16 protein-coding genes are annotated in these 17,359 nt (G+C 72.2%); 8 read left to right on the plus strand and 8 right to left on the minus strand.

The window, feature by feature from the left end:
* Positions 1-970: 970 nt before the first annotated feature.
* Positions 971-1,261 carry a GNAT family N-acetyltransferase gene (locus tag G6R25_RS26820; protein ID WP_235826001.1) on the minus strand — a complete coding sequence of 97 codons (291 nt, stop codon included), beginning with the start codon at positions 1,259-1,261 and terminating at the stop codon, positions 971-973.
* 145 nt (positions 1,262-1,406) lie between these two features.
* Here G6R25_RS26820 and G6R25_RS26825 point away from each other — a divergent pair, with 145 nt between their 5' ends.
* The 3 genes from G6R25_RS26825 to G6R25_RS11610 all read left to right on the plus strand — a co-directional run bounded on the left by G6R25_RS26825 (position 1,407) and on the right by G6R25_RS11610 (position 3,500).
* Positions 1,407-1,553: a hypothetical protein gene (locus G6R25_RS26825; RefSeq protein WP_235948116.1), complete on the plus strand. Its 147-nt coding sequence runs from the start codon at positions 1,407-1,409 to the stop codon at positions 1,551-1,553.
* Between the two features lie 269 nt (positions 1,554-1,822).
* Positions 1,823-2,065, plus strand: coding sequence for a hypothetical protein (locus G6R25_RS26830; RefSeq protein ID WP_235948118.1), 243 nt, complete (start codon positions 1,823-1,825; stop codon positions 2,063-2,065).
* Positions 2,031-3,500, plus strand: coding sequence for a mechanosensitive ion channel family protein (locus G6R25_RS11610; protein WP_235948121.1), 1,470 nt, complete (start codon positions 2,031-2,033; stop codon positions 3,498-3,500). The genes G6R25_RS26830 and G6R25_RS11610 overlap by 35 nt, the downstream gene beginning before the upstream one ends.
* Before the next feature lie 637 nt (positions 3,501-4,137).
* On the opposite strand, the gene G6R25_RS11615 is transcribed toward G6R25_RS11610, so the two are convergent.
* Together G6R25_RS11615 and G6R25_RS26835 are read right to left on the minus strand one after the other, a co-directional pair.
* On the minus strand, positions 4,138-4,458 hold the full coding sequence (locus G6R25_RS11615; protein ID WP_163552988.1) for a GlsB/YeaQ/YmgE family stress response membrane protein: 321 nt from the start codon (positions 4,456-4,458) through the stop codon (positions 4,138-4,140).
* 152 nt (positions 4,459-4,610) lie between these two features.
* On the minus strand, positions 4,611-5,009 hold the full coding sequence (locus tag G6R25_RS26835) for a hypothetical protein (protein ID WP_235948123.1): 399 nt from the start codon (positions 5,007-5,009) through the stop codon (positions 4,611-4,613).
* A gap of 799 nt (positions 5,010-5,808) precedes the next feature.
* Here G6R25_RS26835 and G6R25_RS11625 point away from each other — a divergent pair.
* Positions 5,809-7,296 (plus strand): amidase, encoded by a 1,488-nt coding sequence (locus tag G6R25_RS11625; protein ID WP_163552989.1) that lies wholly within the window; start codon positions 5,809-5,811, stop codon positions 7,294-7,296.
* 84 nt (positions 7,297-7,380) lie between these two features.
* Positions 7,381-8,493: a PP2C family protein-serine/threonine phosphatase gene (locus G6R25_RS11630; protein ID WP_163552990.1), complete on the plus strand. Its 1,113-nt coding sequence runs from the start codon at positions 7,381-7,383 to the stop codon at positions 8,491-8,493.
* A gap of 23 nt (positions 8,494-8,516) precedes the next feature.
* Here the strand turns inward: G6R25_RS11630 and G6R25_RS30360 are convergent, their stop codons facing one another.
* Complete coding sequence (locus G6R25_RS30360) at positions 8,517-8,660, minus strand: hypothetical protein (RefSeq protein ID WP_235825889.1); 144 nt, start codon at positions 8,658-8,660, stop codon at positions 8,517-8,519.
* 249 nt (positions 8,661-8,909) lie between these two features.
* On the opposite strand from G6R25_RS30360, the gene G6R25_RS11640 reads away from it, so the two are divergent.
* Complete coding sequence (locus G6R25_RS11640) at positions 8,910-9,314, plus strand: hypothetical protein (protein WP_235948126.1); 405 nt, start codon at positions 8,910-8,912, stop codon at positions 9,312-9,314.
* A gap of 1 nt (position 9,315) precedes the next feature.
* Here G6R25_RS11640 and G6R25_RS11645 read toward each other — a convergent pair whose 3' ends face one another.
* Positions 9,316-9,993 carry a TIGR03086 family metal-binding protein gene (locus G6R25_RS11645; protein WP_163552992.1) on the minus strand — a complete coding sequence of 226 codons (678 nt, stop codon included), beginning with the start codon at positions 9,991-9,993 and terminating at the stop codon, positions 9,316-9,318.
* 367 nt (positions 9,994-10,360) lie between these two features.
* Between G6R25_RS11645 and G6R25_RS11650 the strand changes: the two genes are divergently transcribed.
* Positions 10,361-11,779 (plus strand): glycosyltransferase family 4 protein, encoded by a 1,419-nt coding sequence (locus tag G6R25_RS11650; protein WP_163552993.1) that lies wholly within the window; start codon positions 10,361-10,363, stop codon positions 11,777-11,779.
* A complete protein-coding gene (locus G6R25_RS11655) occupies positions 11,779-12,900 on the plus strand; it encodes a lysylphosphatidylglycerol synthase transmembrane domain-containing protein (protein WP_235948130.1) in 1,122 nt (373 codons plus the stop codon). The genes G6R25_RS11650 and G6R25_RS11655 overlap by 1 nt, the downstream gene beginning before the upstream one ends.
* 107 nt (positions 12,901-13,007) lie before the next feature.
* Here the strand turns inward: G6R25_RS11655 and G6R25_RS11660 are convergent, their stop codons facing one another.
* From G6R25_RS11660 to G6R25_RS11670, 3 genes are all read right to left on the minus strand, one after another.
* Positions 13,008-13,205: a hypothetical protein gene (locus G6R25_RS11660; RefSeq protein ID WP_205447063.1), complete on the minus strand. Its 198-nt coding sequence runs from the start codon at positions 13,203-13,205 to the stop codon at positions 13,008-13,010.
* A gap of 80 nt (positions 13,206-13,285) precedes the next feature.
* Complete coding sequence (locus tag G6R25_RS11665) at positions 13,286-15,046, minus strand: MDR family MFS transporter (RefSeq protein ID WP_235948134.1); 1,761 nt, start codon at positions 15,044-15,046, stop codon at positions 13,286-13,288.
* A gap of 216 nt (positions 15,047-15,262) precedes the next feature.
* Complete coding sequence (locus tag G6R25_RS11670; RefSeq protein ID WP_163552995.1) at positions 15,263-17,218, minus strand: ABC transporter ATP-binding protein; 1,956 nt, start codon at positions 17,216-17,218, stop codon at positions 15,263-15,265.
* Between the last annotated feature and the right edge of the window lie 141 nt (positions 17,219-17,359).

The following is a 17,359-nucleotide window of genomic DNA, read 5'->3' on the forward strand; positions in this document are numbered from 1 at the left end:
ATTTACGATCCCGGCGATCTGATTCGAATCAGCCATGGCGAGTTTCGGAAAAACTCCCTGGTGCCGATGTCCCACGCGCCTTCGGGAAGATCGAATACGTTACCCGACTGTACCGACACGCGGTTGGCGAACACCGGGCACGGATCGCCCACCGCCCGATAGCGTGGATGTTCACAAAGCAAGTCCCAGAAGGGATCCCAGGAGCGCCCGAAGTGGCGAACCTCTCCCTGCAACCAGCCCACGTTGCTGGTGGACCGCTCAAACAGAGTGATCTCTTGACACAGCGGCAGCATGGCCAAAGCCGGGCACAGGTTCGGCCCCGAGCCCAGGTCGAGCCCCTTGCGGGTCTCGCCGGCCGGCGCCAGGTCCGCGAAGAAGTCCCGGACCAGTTCGAGGATCTGCCGGTCGTCCGGGCGCAGGGTCTCATAGTTATGACGCAGGTAGGACGCCGTATCGAACTCGTCCCACGGAAAATCGGCGTTACGCGGGGCGCCGGCGAGGCGGGGCGGCTGCTTGAGCGCCTAGCCGCCGCCGAGAGCGGCCCGCCGAGTACCGCCCCGGTGCTGGGAGTCGACCTGGGCCCTCTGCGGCTTCAACATGATATACACCCCTATGACTCAACTATTAAACACCGTGATCGGCAAAAAAGTGGACGGACACCAGGAGCCCGCCTAGTTCGCCAGCAGCAGGCAGATTCTGCTTTCCGTCAAGTACCTAGACCGGATGGTCTCCCACACGCGGTGTGCCGACACACCGGGCGTGCCGGCCTGTGGTCTCCCACAGCGGCGTGCTGGCACGCCAGCAGACGAAGCCGCCCCGGAGTCCAGATCCGTTCGTCCGAATTCTCCCAGATTGCTATTTACCAATGACTCGGTACCCTGCTGCTCGGTGACACCGTGCCCTTGGCTCGCCCTTAAGGCGGACTACAGGCACGATCCCCAGAGCTATCGATGGGCGGCCCGTCGGCTGCTCACTCCGGCATCGGCCAGGCATTGTTGCGGGACAACATGACCCTCGGATCGCGTGGGCCACGTTGATCTACCAGCCCGACTCCGGTGTTCCCGTTTCGGATGGCAGGGTTTCGGATGGCAGGGTTGAGCGCCAGTTCCAGGAGCTGGCGGGGCTCGTCGGGCCCGAGGTAGCCAGCGATCTCAACCAGCCGGACGAAGCCCAGACGGCGGTAGAGCCGCACCGCAGCAGCGTTCTCGCCGTCGACGGTGAGCCTGACGCGGTCGAGGCCCTGGGCGCGTAGCCGATCCAGCGAGACACCGGCGAGGCGCCGGCCATACCCGCGGCCCCGGCTCCACCCCCAATCCTAGAAACCAGGCCAGGCCGCGGGTCGTCGAACGGACCGCGATGGAGTATCCGCGCAGCCCGCCCGCCTGTTCCAGCACGAGCAGCTCGCCGTGGTGAACATCGAAGATCTGCCGCAGAACGAAGTAGGGATAGGCCAGATGGCAAAAGATCATTTCATCAAGCGTGGCGAGGTCCGCCAGATCCTTTTCCTGCGCCTGCCTGATGGTCGGGGAGTAGTCCATGCCCGCCTCCGGTAAGCGTGCCGCGATGGGGCGCCGCTCGTCGGCGCGGTCGCCGGTTCAGTCCCATCGCGTGTGATCCGTACGCTCCATCCCCATTGTCACCCGTAGCGCACGCGAACGCACACGGTCTGCTACCCCAAAGTGGGCTGCGGGCGGGCCTGGTCTGGCGCGAACGCCCGTGGGCTGTTACCCGCCGGACGGCTATGACGCGGATCACTTCATGAGGCACCCGATCGCGGGCAGGGGACCCAGGGAACCCTGCCCCCTGGACGAGGAGTCTGCCTGTGCGTGTAAGCGCCGCGCCCGATTTTTCCTTCTCCAACACGCAGTCGACGATCGCCGTGCTGACGGTCCTGGTCGGCGCGGTCGTCGTCGCCGTGGCCGCCGCCATGCTGCTGCACCGGGTCGCCCTGCGCATCGGCCGACATTCCCAGATCGTCGCCGACCTCGCGCATCGCGGCCGGCGACCCGTTCCGGCTGACCCTGATCCTCGTGGCGCTACTCATCGGCCTGGGCGCCACCCATGACCAGGACTGGACGGAGCCGGCGGTCCACCTCTGCAGCATCCTGCTGATCGCCGGGATCGGCTGGTGTGTCACCGTCCTCGCGTTCGTCTTCGAGGAGCTGGCGCTCGCTCGCTACCGGGTCAACGTGGTCGACAACCGCCATGCCCGGCGGGTACGCACCCAGGTCACGCTGATGCGGCGGATGACCGTCGCCATAATCTCGATCATCGCCGGTGCGTCGATGCTCATGACGATCCCGAGCGTCCGCGTCGCCGGCGCCAGCATCTTCGCCAGCGCCGGCGTCGTCGGCATCGTCGCGGGCCTGGCCGCCCAGACCTCGCTCGCCAACGTCTTCGCGGGCCTGCAGCTCACGTTCACCGACGCCATCCGGGTCGACGACGTCGTCGTCGTCGAGGAGGAGTGGGGCCGGATCGAGGAAATCACCCTGACCTACGTCGTCGTCCGCATCTGGGACGACCGGCGGATGATCCTGCCGTCGACGTACTTCACCACGACGCCATTCCAGAACTGGACCCGCAAGGAGTCCGCGGTGCTCGGCGCGGTCGAACTGGACCTCGACTGGGAGGTTCCGCTCGAGGAGATGCGCGCCGAGATGCACCGGATCCTGGAGGCCACCGACCTGTGGGACCAACGGGTCTGCGTGCTGCAGGTGACCGACGCCATCAAGGACCACATCCGGATCCGGGTGCTGGTCAGCGGCAAGGACGGCCCGACCACCTTCGACCTGCGCTGCCACGTGCGGGAGGCCCTCGTCCTGTGGCTGCAGCGCAACCATCACCGGGCCCTGCCGCGAACCCGTATCGAGTTCGACGCCGCCGCTCACCTCTCCGGCCCCGGCCGCACCCGTCCGGCCGACGACCGACACAACGAAGACCGTCGCAACGAAGACCGACACAATGGTGCCGGCCCGTACGGTGCCAGAAGCCGCCAGGATGGAGCCGGCGACCACGACGGCAGCGCGATCGGCACGATGGTGCGCGAGCGGGACGACCCCGGCGGCGCGTCGAGCGACCGACTCCGCAAGCACGGCGAAGCCCGACGCGACTGGGAGCCAATCACCACGATCACCCTGTCCACCCGGGACCGCGACGGCAACCGCCGGCCACCGATGCCCCGCACTCCCGACGACCCGGCCGGTCCGGGCCGCACCGGCGACGCCGCGGACGGGCCGCATCCGCCCCACGCCGATGCCGCCGACGACGCGCGCCTGTTCTCCGGCGCGAGCCCGGACGCCGCCCAGCGGGCCCGTGACTTCAGCGAGACTCCCGACCACGCCGCCGACGACCGCCTCGACCACGGCGGCGAGGACGGTCACGACGATCCGAGTGCCGAGCGGCAGACCGCGCGGGACGCGGACACCGCCAGCACCGCCAGCACCGCCAGCACCGGCGACCATGAGCCCCGCAACCGCGAATCCGGCGACCAGGACCGGTAGTGCGGCGCCCATCCGGCCACGACCTCGGCGATCACGGCGTTCCGCGGAACCGCACCACGTGCCCCGACCCCAGCTCAGGTCCCAGCCTCAGTTCGGGCTCGGGCTCGGGCGAGCATGGCGGATGCGTGGGAGAGCGCCTACATGGGTTCTTCTATACGGCTCGACGCCCGATTTGTCCTTACAGAAGAGCCGGACCGCGCCGTTCCCCTGCACACCCCCCCTCATGGGGGCCGGCGAGGACGACGGCAACAACGGGATGATCCCTCCGCGACCTTGAGGGGTCACCATCCGCTGGCGTGGCACGGTCGGCTACCTCGCCATCGTGACAAGGATTGCCGAGTCGCGGCACTCCGGACGGCTGGGCTGTCTCCGCGCAGCGAAAAGCCGCCGGGACGGAAGTGCCGGCGGCGAAGTAAGGGCGGTTCGGGAGGAGCTGTGGTGCAGGCGGAACCTAATGCTTCAAGGGATCTGGTGCTCGAGGGGACCTGGATCGGGAGGGACCCGATGGACGGGACGGGACGGGCGAGGTCGGCACAGGCGGGCTTGGTTCCCGCGCCGTGCCGACCTCGCGACCCTCAGGCTTCTCGGCAGTCTCGGAGATCACCTATGGGTGTCGCCGTGACCGACGGTCGATCCGTTACCGGCGGGCGTAGCGGCGGCTGCGACCACGCGACCGGCCGTGGCTGTGGCTGTGGCTGTGGCCACCGACGTTGCGCCAGATCAGCAGGACCAGGATGGCGCCGATGATGGAGCCGATGATGCCGGACGGCTGAAGCGCGCCCTCACCGATGTCCTTGTTGAACAGGACGTAGCCGAGGAATCCCCCGACGAACGAACCGATGACGCCCACGACAATGGTGCCGAGAATGCCGATCGGATCAGGTCCGGGTAGCACCACGCGAGCGACCGCTCCGGCGACCAGACCGAGCAGAAGCATGACGATAACAAATGTGACCATTTTATTCTCCCTGCCGAGGTGGTTGAGTCTTCTGTCCCCGCACCCAAACGGCATAAACACCGCTATGGGCACTCTTTTCCGGTCGGAGTGAGAGCACTCTGGCGGGAAGTGGGGCGGGGACGGGCGACCCACCCACCTCGGGCAGGTGGTCCTCAGTCGGCGCGGCGGCGACGCCGACGGGCTCGCCGAACCAACAGCAACAGTGCGGTGCCGGCGAGGACGCCACCAGTGACCCGCGGGTGGTTCCGGGCCCGCTGCCCCGCGGATCGGGCCGCCTTGCCGCTGGTGGCAAGGGTCTTCTCGGCCGTGGCGTTCACCTGCGGGTGCTGCGCGAGCCGCTCCCGCACGGTTCCGACGGCCCGGTCACGGGCACCGAGCGTCCGCTCGGTCGCGGCGGCCAGCCGGGGGTTCTCGGCGACCTTCTCCCGCACCGTCCCGGCGGCCTTCTCCGCCGCGCCGCGGGTCCGCTCGGTTGCCGCCGCGACGTGCGGGGCGAAGGTCGCGGCCGCGTCGCTGACGCGCCCGCGGACCTCGGCGGCGCCGACCGCCACCCGCTCCCGGGTGCTCGGTGACTCATCAAATCCGGATCCCTACTGACCCGACACGTCCTCCTGACCCGACACGTGCTCGCCCGACACAGGCGCCGTCGCCGCAGCTCCGATGGTGGGCGCGGGCGGAAGAGGCCGGGAGGGCTCAGGGGCGGGCGGGGACGGCCGCAAGGGGGCCTCGTCGAGCACGGCGGGCGCCGCGCCGTCCGGCGGCGTGATCGACGCGGGGTCTGGCGTGGCCGGGTTCGGGTCCACTGACATCGGGTGGTTCCTCCCTGATCGTCTTTCTTCGTCTCGAGGTCTTGCGACCCCGACAGTCCGGCCGGGCGGGCCGAGCGCGCCGGTGCCCTCACCGGTCGGAGGAACTGCCCCGAGGACTCACCTGCGCCACCGCCCGTGTGCTGCGGGCAGCCCTGCCAGCAAAGCGGGCCTGCCAGCGGAGCCGGTCGGGCCTGGGCGCGGGTCGCACCGCTGGCCCGCGGGAGGCCCCCTTGGTGGCCGCCGGGGCCCGCGGTATCGCCACGAGATGTTCACGATCCGTTCTACCGACGGCGATACCCCGTCCTCGATGTTGATAACACGATGTGGAGCGTGTGATACCGCAGTGGCGCGAAAAACTGTCCGACACGCGCGATATCACCCGAATCTCGGGGTGATGCACGTTAAACCGTTCTCTTCCTCATGGCTCTCCCAAACCGGTGACCGAGACGGACAATAGGAGGTATCGCGCGAGGGGCAGGGCGAGCGGCCCGGGTTCGGTTACGGTGCGGGCAGCAGGCCCGATGCGGCAGGGGGGTGGCTGATGTCGGACGCGCCTGAGGTGCTCGTCGAGCCGGAGCGGGATGGCCCGCTTGACGGCGTCGCCGTCCTCGCCGCCCGGCTCGCGCGGGGCGAGGTTTCCTCCCGCGAGCTCGTCGAGGCCGCGCTGGACCGGATCGAGGCGACGCAGTCGACCCTCAACGCCTTCCGCCGGGTACGGACGCAGGAGGTGCTCGCGGAGGCGGTGGCGGCCGACGCGGAGCTCGCGGCCACGGCGGCCCACGGTCGCGGCAGGCCGGCGGCGGGCCGCCGGCACCGCCCGCTGCTCGGCGTCCCGATCGCGATCAAGGATGACACGGACATCGCGGGCCTGCCGACGGCGTTCGGCGCCGTGGGGGAGTTCCCGCCGGCGGTGCGGGACAGCGAGATGGTGCGGCGGCTGAAGGCCGCCGGGGCCGTCATCGTCGGCAAGACGAACACGCCCGAGTTCGGCCAGTGGCCGTTCACCGAGGGCCGGGCGTTCGGGGTGACCCGCAACCCGTGGGATCTGGACCACTCCCCCGGCGGCTCCTCCGGTGGGGCGGCGGCCGCGGTAGCCGCCGGCCTGGTTCCCGGCGCGATCGGTTCGGACGGCGCGGGTTCGGTACGCATCCCGGCCGCCTGGACGCACCTCATCGGGATCAAGCCGCAGCGCGGCCGCATCTCCAACGCGCCGGTGCGCGAGCAGTTCAACGGCCTCACCGTCTACGGTCCGCTCACCAGGACCGTCGCCGACGGTGCCCTGCTGCTGGACGCCCTGGTCGGCAGCCTGCCCATCGACCGGGACCAGCTACCGACACCACTCGAGCCTTTCCTGACCGCGGCCGGGCATCCCCCGCCCCGGCTGCGGATCGGGCTGTCGCTGCACCGCCCCTACAGTGGGATGCCGGCGAGCCTCGATCCGGCGGTGCGCGCCGCGGTGGAGCGGATGGCCGAGGTGCTCGCCCGGCTCGGGCACGACGTCGTCCCGGTGGAGCCGCCTTACGGCCTACTCGGAACGATCTTCCTTCCGCGCTCCATGGACGGCATCCGTGACTGGGCCGGACGCGTCCCGGACCCGTCCCAGCTCGACCCGCGGACCGTGGTCAACGCGCGGACCGGCCGCCTGCTGCGCCCGTTCCTGCCGCTGACCCGCGCGGCGGAGCCGCTGGCCCGGCTCAACATCAGCCGGATCTTCCGCCGGATCGACGTGGTGCTCGCGCCGACGACGGCGACGCCCCCGCCGCGCATCGGCGAGCTCAACCGGGACACCAACTGGGCCACCGACCAGGCGATCGTCGCGGCCTGCCCGTTCGCCTGGCCGTGGAACGTGCTGGGCTGGCCGGCCGTCAACGTGCCCGCCGGACGCACTGCCGCCGGTCTGCCGGTCGGCGCACAGCTCATGGGGCCCGCGGGCAGCGAGGCCCTGTTGATCTCGCTGGCCGCGCAGGTCGAGGACCGCGAGCGCTGGCATCTGCATCACCCGGGCGAACGCACCACCCACGCTGCCTGACCTTCTGGACAGGTTTACCTGACCCGACCGGCCCAGTTGCGAGGGTGCGTGGTCGAACGCCTGGTCTGCTCGGGAGAATGAACCATGCGATCTGCCCGGACGAACCCTGCCGCGCCCGCAGGAGCCGATGCCGTGGGTGACCCGGAGAACGTGCGCCTACTCATCGCCGGAACGGCCGTGCTCGTCCTGGCCCTCGTCGTCGATCTGGGCCCCGGTGTCGCCCTGACCGGGTACTTCGGCCTCGGGCCGCTGATCCTCGCCGCCGCCTGCCCGCCGCTGATCACCGCCGGCATCGGCGACCTCACGGTGGCCATGGCGATCATCTCCGGGATCTGGGACCACCGCTTCGGCACGCAGGCGCACATCGCCGCGATCATTCTGGTCCTGGCCCAGTCCGCGATCGCGGTCTACATCTGCGTGTACCCGGAGCGGCAGCGCTCGAAGCTGCACCGCGTCCAGGCCGTCGCCGAGGTCGCACAGCGGGCGCTGCTGCCGGCGGTCCCGGGCCAGCTCGACGGCACCGGCTTCGCCGCCCGCTACCTGTCGGCGACGCAGGAGGCATCCGTCGGTGGCGATCTCTATGAGGTCGTGTCCACCTCGAACGGCATCCGAGTGATCATCGGGGACGTGCGGGGCAAGGGGTTGCCGGCGGTTCGGCTGGCCTCGGTGGTGCTCGGCGCCTTCCGCGAGGCCGCGGTGACCTGGCTGGATCCCGAACAGGTGACGGCGGCGTGCGCCCGCGCGGTGGGACGGGAGGCGGGGCCCGAGGACTTCGTCACCGCGCTCGTCCTGGACATCCATCCCGACGGTCGGCTGGGCATGTGCTCGGCGGGCCATCACCCGCCGCGGCTCGTCTCGGCGGACCGGTCGTCGACCCTGGAGCTGCGCTCGCCCAGCCCCCCTCTCGGGCTGGCCGAGCGGTTCACCGTCACGACGGCGCAGTGGGAGGTCGGCGACCGGCTGCTGCTGTTCACCGACGGCCTGATCGAGGCCAGGGACAGCCAGGGACGCTTCTTCCCCCTGGACGATCACCTGGAGCTGGTGCGGGGCGGCGGCCAGGAGGAGGCTCCCGACCGACTCATCTCCGCCCTCAGCACCCATGCCGGCGGTGCCCTGCACGACGACCTCGCGGTCCTGTTGGCCGAACGGCAACCCGCCCCGATCGTCGCGCCGACCGCGCGGGCCGCCGCCGACTAACCGGACCCCACCGGGGGGCGGCGTCAGCTCTCGGCCCGTCGGCGGCTGCGGCTTTCCCGCCGGTAGGAGAACCGCCCCGGCAGGTCCACGCTGGACAGGCCGCCGCGGCGGTTGCGCGACCAGACCCGCCAGGAGATCCGCCCGAGCTTCAGCGTGACCGAGGACATCCCCCGCTCACTGACGTTGACATAAAACGGTCCGTACCTCGGGCGGCGGGTGTATCGATACCAGCCCGAAGGATCGCCTTTCGGTCGACATCGGCCGCCCGCGCCGCACCGCCTCACGGGAAGCGACCCGATCCGCTACGGTCAGCCCATGCGCAGGGACGCCGAGATCGCCATCCGATGCCGGCGCATCCCAGCCGACGCGGCGCCGCCCGCGCGGGCCGCCCGCACCCCGGGGCACCGGAAGCGCCGATGAGCGGTCCACCGGACTACCCGGACCGCGGCACCGTGCGACTACTCGTCGTGCTGGTCATCGTGATGAGCGCGGTGGCCGCGTTCGCGGTCGGCGGTCTGATCGCGGTCTCCGGCGTGCGGGTGAGCTGGGGGGGGCGACGGCGGCGGCTCGGCGGGGGCGCTGCCGGCAGCCATCGGCAGCCTCGGCGCGGGCGACGCCCCGGGGCTGGCGACGCGGCCGCCGTCGGACATCGCGGCGCCGTCGGAGCCGACACCGGCAGCGCTGACGTCGACGACACCATCCGGAGCGATCAAGCATCCGGCGTCCGACGCCGACTCCCCCGCGCCGGCGACCCCGACCCCGCTGCGCAGCTGCACGGCCCCACCCGCCGCGGCCGGCGGGGCGGGTGGGGCCGATCCTGATCTACCCCCTGTGCTGACCGCCGTCGAGGTGCTGCCCGCCGTCGAGGCGGGGCTGCCAGTCCGGTGAACGGCCGGTGAGGGCGATCAGCCGGGTCCACTCGTCCGCGTCGGCCGGCACCGTGACGGGGGTGGCGAAGATGCCGACCACTCGCCAGGCGTCGATCTGCCGGCGCAGGCTGCCGTGGACCCAGTGCACGAGTTCGCGGTTGTTGCCGACGGTCCGCGCCGACGTGGTGTCGCCGGGCAGCCGGCCGGCGGCGTCGATCGCCCGGGCCAGGTCCCAGCTGTGGATGAGCAGGTCGGCGGTGAGCTGGAAGGCATACTCGTCCGCGGGGGTCGGTCCGAACGACAGCATCGGGATCGACGACCAGGCCTCCGGCCAGTCCCAGGCATCCCGGCTACGGCGGGCCGTCGCCGTCCAGCGCCCGACCGGATCGTCGCCGAGCTGATCCCCGTCGAACCGGGTGCCGATGTCCTCCCGGGTGAGGCCGGCCAGCAACGGCGGGACCCACAGGTGCTCGACGGCGAGGTGGTTGACCAGCGCGCGGGCGTCCCAGCCCCGGCACGGCGTCGGCGCCGCCCAGGAACCGGGTGGCACGGCCCGTACCTGCATGTCGAAGGTGTCCAGCGCCCAGTCGAGCCAGCCGCGGCGTTCCGTGACGGTAAGCGTGCCCACCATCGTCGTGCTCCTTCCCCGCCGCGTAACCGATCGCCCCGGGCCGGCGCGTCGGCGGCGCGGACAGCCCGTCCACTGCCTACCCGGCCGCTCGGGCCGCGCAACCGACCCCGCCCGGCCCGCATCGGGTGGTCTCCCGCCGGGTGAGGTGAGCGGCGCATGCGCCGTCGCAACCGCCCGTCGCCGGCCACGGCCCGCTAGCCGGGCACCGCGGGGCGCATCCCATTCGCGGCACTCATCCGGCTCACACCGGCCGCCTGCAATCATCTCCCCTCATGGATGGTCGCCGACTGCCGTCGTGGCCCGTCGTACGGGCCGACGCATGCCTCCCGCCGCCGCATGCCGTACACCTCCGCCGGCCGGGCACCGCGTGAGGCGGACTCCCCGCCCGGCGGGACCGGACGAGTCCGCGCCGCCGGGCGGCGTCGTGCCCGCACCGGCGGCGCCCCCCGACGCCCGGCCGGCCGGCATCTCCAAGGCCGCCGACCTGCCGCGGACGCTGGTGGTGGCGGACAAGTTCCCCCCGGTCCTCGGCGGCATTCAGACATTCGCCTGCCACCTCACCGCCGGCCTGCCCGCCGACCGGGTCATCGTCGTCGCGCCGGCGGCGCCCGGGGCCGAGGCGTACGACCGCACGCTGCCCTTCCCGGTGGTTCGGGCCGGCGAGCGGATCCTCACCTCGCCGCAGTCCCGGCGGATGCTGCGCTCGCTCGTACGCACCGAAGGCTGCGAGGCCGTCTGGTTCCCGACCGCCGCGCCATTCGGGGTGCTCGCCCCGACGCTGCGCGAGGAGGGCGTCACCAGGGTGGTGGCGTCCAGTCACGGACACGAGGTCGCCTGGTCCCGGCTGCCGGTGGGCTGGTCACTCGTGCGCACCGTCGCCGCCCGCGCCGACGTGCTGACGTATCTCACCGCGTTCACCCGCCGCCGGCTGGTCTCCGTGTCCCCGAAGGGCACCACCCTCGCCCGGCTCACCGGCGGCGTCGACACCCACCGCTTCCGGCCCGGGGCCGGCGGGGATGACATCCGTCGCGCCCTGGGCTGGTCGAACCGCCCGGTCGTGATCTGCGTGGCCCGGATGGTGCCGCGCAAGGGGCAGGACACTCTCATCCGCGGCTGGCCAGCTGTGCAACGCCGCCACCCGGGGGCACGCCTGCTGCTCGTCGGGCAGGGACCCGCCGAGACCCGGCTGCGCCGTCTCGCCGGGCAGGTCGGGGTGGCGGACGAGGTGCACTTCGCCGGCACGATCGCCGATGAGGAGCTGCCCGCCTACCTCGACGCCGCCGACGTGTTCGCCATGCCGTCACGCACCCGTTGGCTCGGCCTGGATCTGGAGGGGCTCGGCCTGTCCTCCCTGGAGGGGGCGGCCAGCGGGCTGCCCGTCATCACCGGTGCTCAGGGCGGCGCACCGGACGTCGTCCTGCCCGGCCGCACGGGCGAGGTGGTCGACGGCCGGGACACCTCCGCCGTGACCCGCGCCGTCGTGGAACTGCTCGACGATCCCGACCGGGCCGCCCGAATGGGCCTGGCCGGGCGGGAGTGGATGCGCGAGGCCTGGAGCTGGGGTGGACTCGCCGGACGCCTCGCCGGGCTGCTCGCGGGCGGCTCGGGTGCCGATCTCGATCCGGTCACGCGACACTCGGGTGAACCGTCACGGGCGCGTCGCGGAATTCTCGACGAGGACATGCCGGGGAGCATCACTCCGGATGGCATCATCCCGGACGGCATCGGGACGGACCGGGTCGACGTGGCCCAGGGCCACGCGGACGCCAGAACGGGAGGACCGTGATGCGCCAGCTACCAGAGGCATCGGCGGCGGGCGGCGGGGCGCTGCCCGCGGCGGCTCTCGACGCCACCCCCACGGCGGTCATCGCCCGGACCGGGGCGGCCGCACCCGCGATGCCGGGCGGGGACCTCGTCCTCGCCGGCCCGAGCGGCGCCGTGGCCGGCGCCGTCGCGCCCCGCCATGGCCGGTTCTGGCTGGTTCGCCCGCTGCTGGCCTGCGCGGCGCCGCTGGTGGCGGTGGTGTGGCTGGTGCGGTCGTGGTCGACGGTGCGGACCGGCATCGACGCGCTGGCCAGCGCCCATCCGTTCTGGCTGGTGGGGGCGGTCGCCGTCGCCCAGCTCACATGGGTCGCCGGCGCGGCCTGCCAGCAGGGGACGGTGCCGCGGTCGCTGCCGGTCCGCCCGCTGCTCGCCGCCCAGGTGGCGGGCAGCGTGGCCAATCACGTGCTGCCCGCCGGGTTCGGGGTCGGCGCGGTGAAGCTGCGGTTCCTGCACCGGCACGGCTTCTCCCTGCGGGAGTCCCTGACGGCGGTCGGCCTCGACGCCACCGCCGGGGTCACCACCCATCTGGCCGTGCTGGCCGTCCTGCTGGTCGGAGGATTCCTGCCGGTGGATTCCGCCCGGCTGCCGGACGGCGGTCCGATGGCCCTCGGCGTCGCCGTGGCCGCGGCGGCCGTCGCCGTCGCCGCGCTGCTGGGCTGGCTGGTGCCGGCGGCCCGCCGGGTGGCGCGCGGGGTGTGGGCACGCGTCGTCGACCAGCTACGATCGATGCGCTCCACGATCCGCTCGCCGAGCCGGGCGGCGATGCTGTGGGGCGGGTCGGCGGCCATCCCCCTGCTGCACGCCGCGACCCTGTGGGCGATCATGCGTGCGCTGCACCTCCCCCTCGGCGTCGGGGCGGTCTTCGCGCTGTACTTCGCCGCCAGCGCCGCCTCGGCCCTGGTGCCCTCGCCAGGCGGTTTCGGCTCGCTCGACGCGGCCCTGACCGCGGCGATCATCGCGGCCGGGCAGTCCCCCGCCGTCGCGCTCGCCGCGGTCCTGGGCTACCGGCTGGTCACTGTGTGGCTGCCGATGGCGCCCTCGGCCTGCGTGCTCGCGCTGATGGTCCGCCGCGGCCACCTTTGACTTCCTCTGACTTCCTCCCCTCGTGAACGAGGGGATTCCGGCCAACCGCGACAACCACGGTGCCGCGTCGGTCGAAGTGGACGGTCGTGGCCGTCGTGGCCGTCGCGTCACCCGGCCGCGACGGCTTGCAGGTCGAAGGCGCGCGGAGGACCGGTGAGGGTTACCTTCGCGTCGGCGCCGAAGTGGTCCAGGATCTCGATGTCCCCCGCCTCGAGCCCGTCCAGGGCAAGCCGGGCGAGGTCAGCCGGGTCGATCATCGCACCCTCGGGGAGCACGATCTCGGCGCTCCTGGCGAAGTCCTTCATCGTCTCGGTGGCAATGAGCCCGGGGACGAGAGCGGTGACGAGCGTTCCCGGGCCGCGGAGTTCGACCCGGACACCGTTGGTCAGGCGAGCATCGGGGCACTGGTCGATCGGGCCCGCGAATCAGGCGCCGTCCGGCCCGACATCACCGGAAGTCCCAGCCCCCTGCTTCGGGGGAGCTGCGGCCTTTCCCGCCTCCGGCGGGCGCCGGTCTCCCGCAGCGGCACCTCCTTGAGCATCAGGGACAGCACGAAGGCGATGGCCAGCACTGCGGCGCCGATCAGGAAGGCGACCGTGATCGCCTCGGTGAAGCCGACCTTGAACGGGTGGGTCAGCGCCGAGTCGAGGCCGCGCAGGAATGAGGTGTCGTTGAGGCTGCCCGAGTCGCCTGAGGACGCGGAGCCGAGCGCCTTGAGCTGGTCGGGATGGCTGCGCGCGGCCGCGTCGAACGCCGCCGTGCCGCGCGCGTCCGCGTAGGCGGAGGTGATCCGGGAGCCGACGATCGAGTACACGATCGACAGGAACACCGCCACTCCCAGGGTTCCGCCGAGCTGCCGGAAGAACGTCGTCGAGGAGGTCGCCACCCCGATGTCCCGCGGCGGCACGGCGTTCTGCATCGCCAGGACGATCGTCTGCATGTTCAGGCCCAGCCCGGCACCGACGACGAACATCGCCAGGTCGACGTAGACCAGGCTGCTGTCGGCCGACAGCCGCCACAGCAGCAGCATCCCGGCGACGAGCAGCGCCGACCCGATCACGGGCAGGACCTTGTAACGGCCGGTCCGCGCGGTGATCTGCCCCGCCACGAGCGAGAGCGACATGATGCCCAGCACCAGCGGGAGGGTGAGCAGGCCGGCCTTGATCGGCGAGTTCCCCTTGACGAGCTGGAGGTAGAGGGGGATCAGGGTGATTCCGCCGAACATGCCGATCCCGATGATCGCCGACTGGGCGGATCCGACTGCGAAGACCCGGTTGCGAAACAGTCGGGGCGGCAGCAGGGCATCGTCCTGGGCGTGCCGCTCCGCGAGCACGAACGCGGCGATGCCGACCAGGCCGACGCCGTAACAGGCCAGGGAGGAGCCCGCGCCCCAGCCCCACTCGCGGCCCTGCTCGGCGACGATGAGCAGCGGCACCAGCGCGACGATCAGCGTGGCGGCGCCGAGGTAGTCGATGCGGTGCTCGCGGCGCTCGTGGGAGATATGCAGGACCCGCGCGACGACGACGAGCGCGACGATGCCGATCGGCACGTTGATCAGGAAGATCCACCGCCAGCCGTCGACGCCGAGCAGCGTGTCCTGGCCGGCGAGCGCGCCGCCGACGACGGGCCCGAGGACGCTGAAGGTGCCGAACACCGCCATGAAGTAACCCTGGTACTTCGCCCGTTCCCGCGGCGGAATGATGTCGCCGACGATCGCCAGGGCGAGGGAGAACAGGCCGCCCGCCCCGATGCCCTGCACGGCCCGGAACGCGGCGAGCATGTACATCGACGTCGCGAACGTGCACAGCACCGAGCCGGTGATGAACACGGCGATCGCGAACAGGAAGAACGGCTTACGCCCATACAGGTCGGACAGCTTGCCGTAGAGCGGGGTGGCGATCGTCGAGGTGATCAGGAAGGCCGTGGTGACCCAGGCCTGCGTGGTCAGCCCGTGCAGGCTCTCGCCGATCCGGTAGATCGCCGTGGAGACCACGGTCTGGTCCAGCGCCGCGAGGAACATTCCCAGCAGCAGGCCGGAAAGAATGACCATGATCTGGCGATGCGAGTAGCCGCCGGGGACGGAGGCGGCGGGCCCGGCGGCATCCGCACCGCCGGTGGCAGCCGCATGCCCGACAGTGGAGGTCATGCTGTGGTCTCCTCTCGACCTGCCGGTAGCGGTCCGAGCCGGCGGGTGCCACGAGGGCACAGCCGCGTCGGGTCCGTTACCGGAATGTCCCTTCCGCGGGTGGTAAACCACGTTCCGCCCACAGCGCCCCTGCCATCCTGCCCCCCGCAGTGCCCGCGGTCCCGCGACCCGGCGTCAGGTCACCGCGCGGGCCGCCGCCGCACCCACCCCGGCCGGTCACAGGACGCTCGGCTGGTAGAGCCGGGCGTAGGCGCCGCCGTCGGCAAGCAGGTCACGGTGGGTGCCGTCCTCGACGACGCGGCCGTGGTCCATGACGTGGATGCGGTCGGCATCGATCACCGTGGACAGCCGGTGTGCGATCACCAGGCAGGTCCGGCCGATGGCGAGCCGGTCCAGCGCCGAGCGCACCGCCGCCTCGGAGACCGTGTCCAGCGCGGACGTCGCCTCGTCGAGCACCAGCACCTGCGGCGACTGCAGCAGGACGCGGGCGATGGCGAGCCGCTGGCGCTCGCCGCCGGACAGCCGGTAGCCCCGCGCACCGACCCGGGTCGCCAGCCCCTCGGGCAGCCGGTCGAGCAGGGCGGACAGACTGGCCGCGTCGAGGGCGGCCCGGAGCTCGTCGTCGGTGGCGTCCAGCCGGCCGTAGCGGAGGTTCGCCGCGATCGTGTCGTGGAACAGGTGCGGATCCTGCGGGACCACTCCGATCGCCGCGTGCAGCCGGGCCGGGGGGATCGCGTCGAGCGGGACGCCGCCGAGCAGGACCCGGCCCCGCTGCGGGCGGTGCACCCCGCTGGCGAGGTAGGCGATCGTCGACTTGCCGGCGCCGCTGGCGCCGACGACGGCCGTGGTCGTCCCGGCCGCGACGCGCAGCGTCACCCCGCGCAGATTCCAGGACGGGTCGTCGGGGCCGGGGTACTCGTGCGGCGCGGCGCCTGCCGCCCGCGCGGGCCCCGGCACGGCCTGGTCGTAGGCGAACCACACGTCGTCGAGCGTCAGATCGAGGCCCACCGGCGCCACGCCCACCCCCACGCCCATGCCCGCCCCCGGGACCGGGGCGGCGGCCCGCGTCCGGGGCACCACGACGACGGCCGGCGACCCGGCGACCAGCGCCCTGGCCTCGTCCTCGGGCACGTCGAGCAGGGCGAAGATCCGCCGGAACGAGGCGCCGGCGCCCGCCAGCTCGGAGCGCAGGTCGACCGCGGAGGACAGCGGGCCGAACGACACCAGCAGTGCGCCACCGAGGGCAGCCACCGTGCCGAGCGTCGTCCGATCTGAGGAGACCAGCCAGGCGCCGAGGGTCACCACCGCGGTCATCGTCGCGACGATGCCGAGATTGACCAGGAAACGGACCCGCGAGGTGAGCCGAGCCTGTTCCCGGGCGGCGGCCAGCAGCTCGGCGCCGGCCGCGTCGAACCGCTCCCGCTCGTAGTCGACCCGGTCGAACAGCCGCACGTGCAGCGCACCGGACACCGAGGAGGTGTCGGCGACCTGGGCCATGAGCTGGCCGTCGAGCTCGCGCTGGCGCTGCGACAGCGCGGCCAGGCGACGCCGCCCGGAACGAATGATCACCAGGGTGGTGGGGGCGAACACCATCACCACGAGGCTGAGCCGCCAGTCCAGCACGAAGACGACGACGGTGCCGACGACGATGTCCGCCAGCCGGCAGATGACCGCCTGCACGGTCGCGGAGATCGCGTTCTGGGCGGCGAGGACATCCGAGGACATCACCGTCATCACCTCGCCCTGCTGGCTGCGGGGGAAGAAGGCGAACGGCAGCCGCTGCAGGTGGGAGTTGACTGTCTGGCGGATGCGCACCGAGACGAACCCGCCGAGCCGGGCGATGAGCGCCATCCGCACGGACAGGACGGTCGACTCGAACACCAGCACCGCGCACAGCAGCAGGACGGGGACGGCGAGGTCGCGCACCCGGCCGGTCGGCAGCGAGGTGTCGATGAGGTGGCGCAGGATGAACGGCCCCGCGGCGACCGCCGCCGACCCGAGGACGGACAGGCCGACGAGCGCGGCCACGATCCGCCCCTGGTCGGCGAAGAAGCGCTCGCTTCGCCGCGCCTCGGCCGCGCCGGTCAGCCGGGCGAGCACGCGCGCGTGCAGAGCGGTCACCTTCGACGGAGCGGTCACTCTCGACGGAGCGGGCGGCGGCTGGCTGGGCACGGCAAGAGGCTACGCGGGCCGCGGGCCACTCGAGTCGGCGTCACCGCAACCACCCGCACCAGAAGATTGCACTCTGAAACAGATGGAACACACTCCGTGTTCGTTCTGTGCGGACGCCCAGGCCGTCCGGGCCCGCGACGC

The sequence above is a fragment of the Candidatus Frankia alpina genome (assembly GCF_902806485.1).
GTDB lineage: Bacteria > Actinomycetota > Actinomycetes > Frankiales > Frankiaceae > Frankia > Frankia alpina.

What these genes read in the sequence shown, in the direction of transcription:
- G6R25_RS11660 (WP_205447063.1), bottom strand. Translation starts at nt 13,205, where the DNA reads ATGAAGGACTTCGCCAGGAGCGCCGAGATCGTGCTCCCCGAGGGTGCG.
- G6R25_RS11625 (WP_163552989.1), top strand. Translation starts at nt 5,809, where the DNA reads ATGTCGGACGCGCCTGAGGTGCTCGTCGAGCCGGAGCGGGATGGCCCG.
- G6R25_RS11640 (WP_235948126.1), top strand. Translation starts at nt 8,910, where the DNA reads ATGAGCGGTCCACCGGACTACCCGGACCGCGGCACCGTGCGACTACTC.
- G6R25_RS11665 (WP_235948134.1), bottom strand. Translation starts at nt 15,046, where the DNA reads ATGACCTCCACTGTCGGGCATGCGGCTGCCACCGGCGGTGCGGATGCC.
- G6R25_RS11645 (WP_163552992.1), bottom strand. Translation starts at nt 9,993, where the DNA reads ATGGTGGGCACGCTTACCGTCACGGAACGCCGCGGCTGGCTCGACTGG.
- G6R25_RS30360 (WP_235825889.1), bottom strand. Translation starts at nt 8,660, where the DNA reads ATGTCCTCGGTCACGCTGAAGCTCGGGCGGATCTCCTGGCGGGTCTGG.
- G6R25_RS11615 (WP_163552988.1), bottom strand. Translation starts at nt 4,458, where the DNA reads ATGGTCACATTTGTTATCGTCATGCTTCTGCTCGGTCTGGTCGCCGGA.
- G6R25_RS11630 (WP_163552990.1), top strand. Translation starts at nt 7,381, where the DNA reads ATGCGATCTGCCCGGACGAACCCTGCCGCGCCCGCAGGAGCCGATGCC.
- G6R25_RS11655 (WP_235948130.1), top strand. Translation starts at nt 11,779, where the DNA reads ATGCGCCAGCTACCAGAGGCATCGGCGGCGGGCGGCGGGGCGCTGCCC.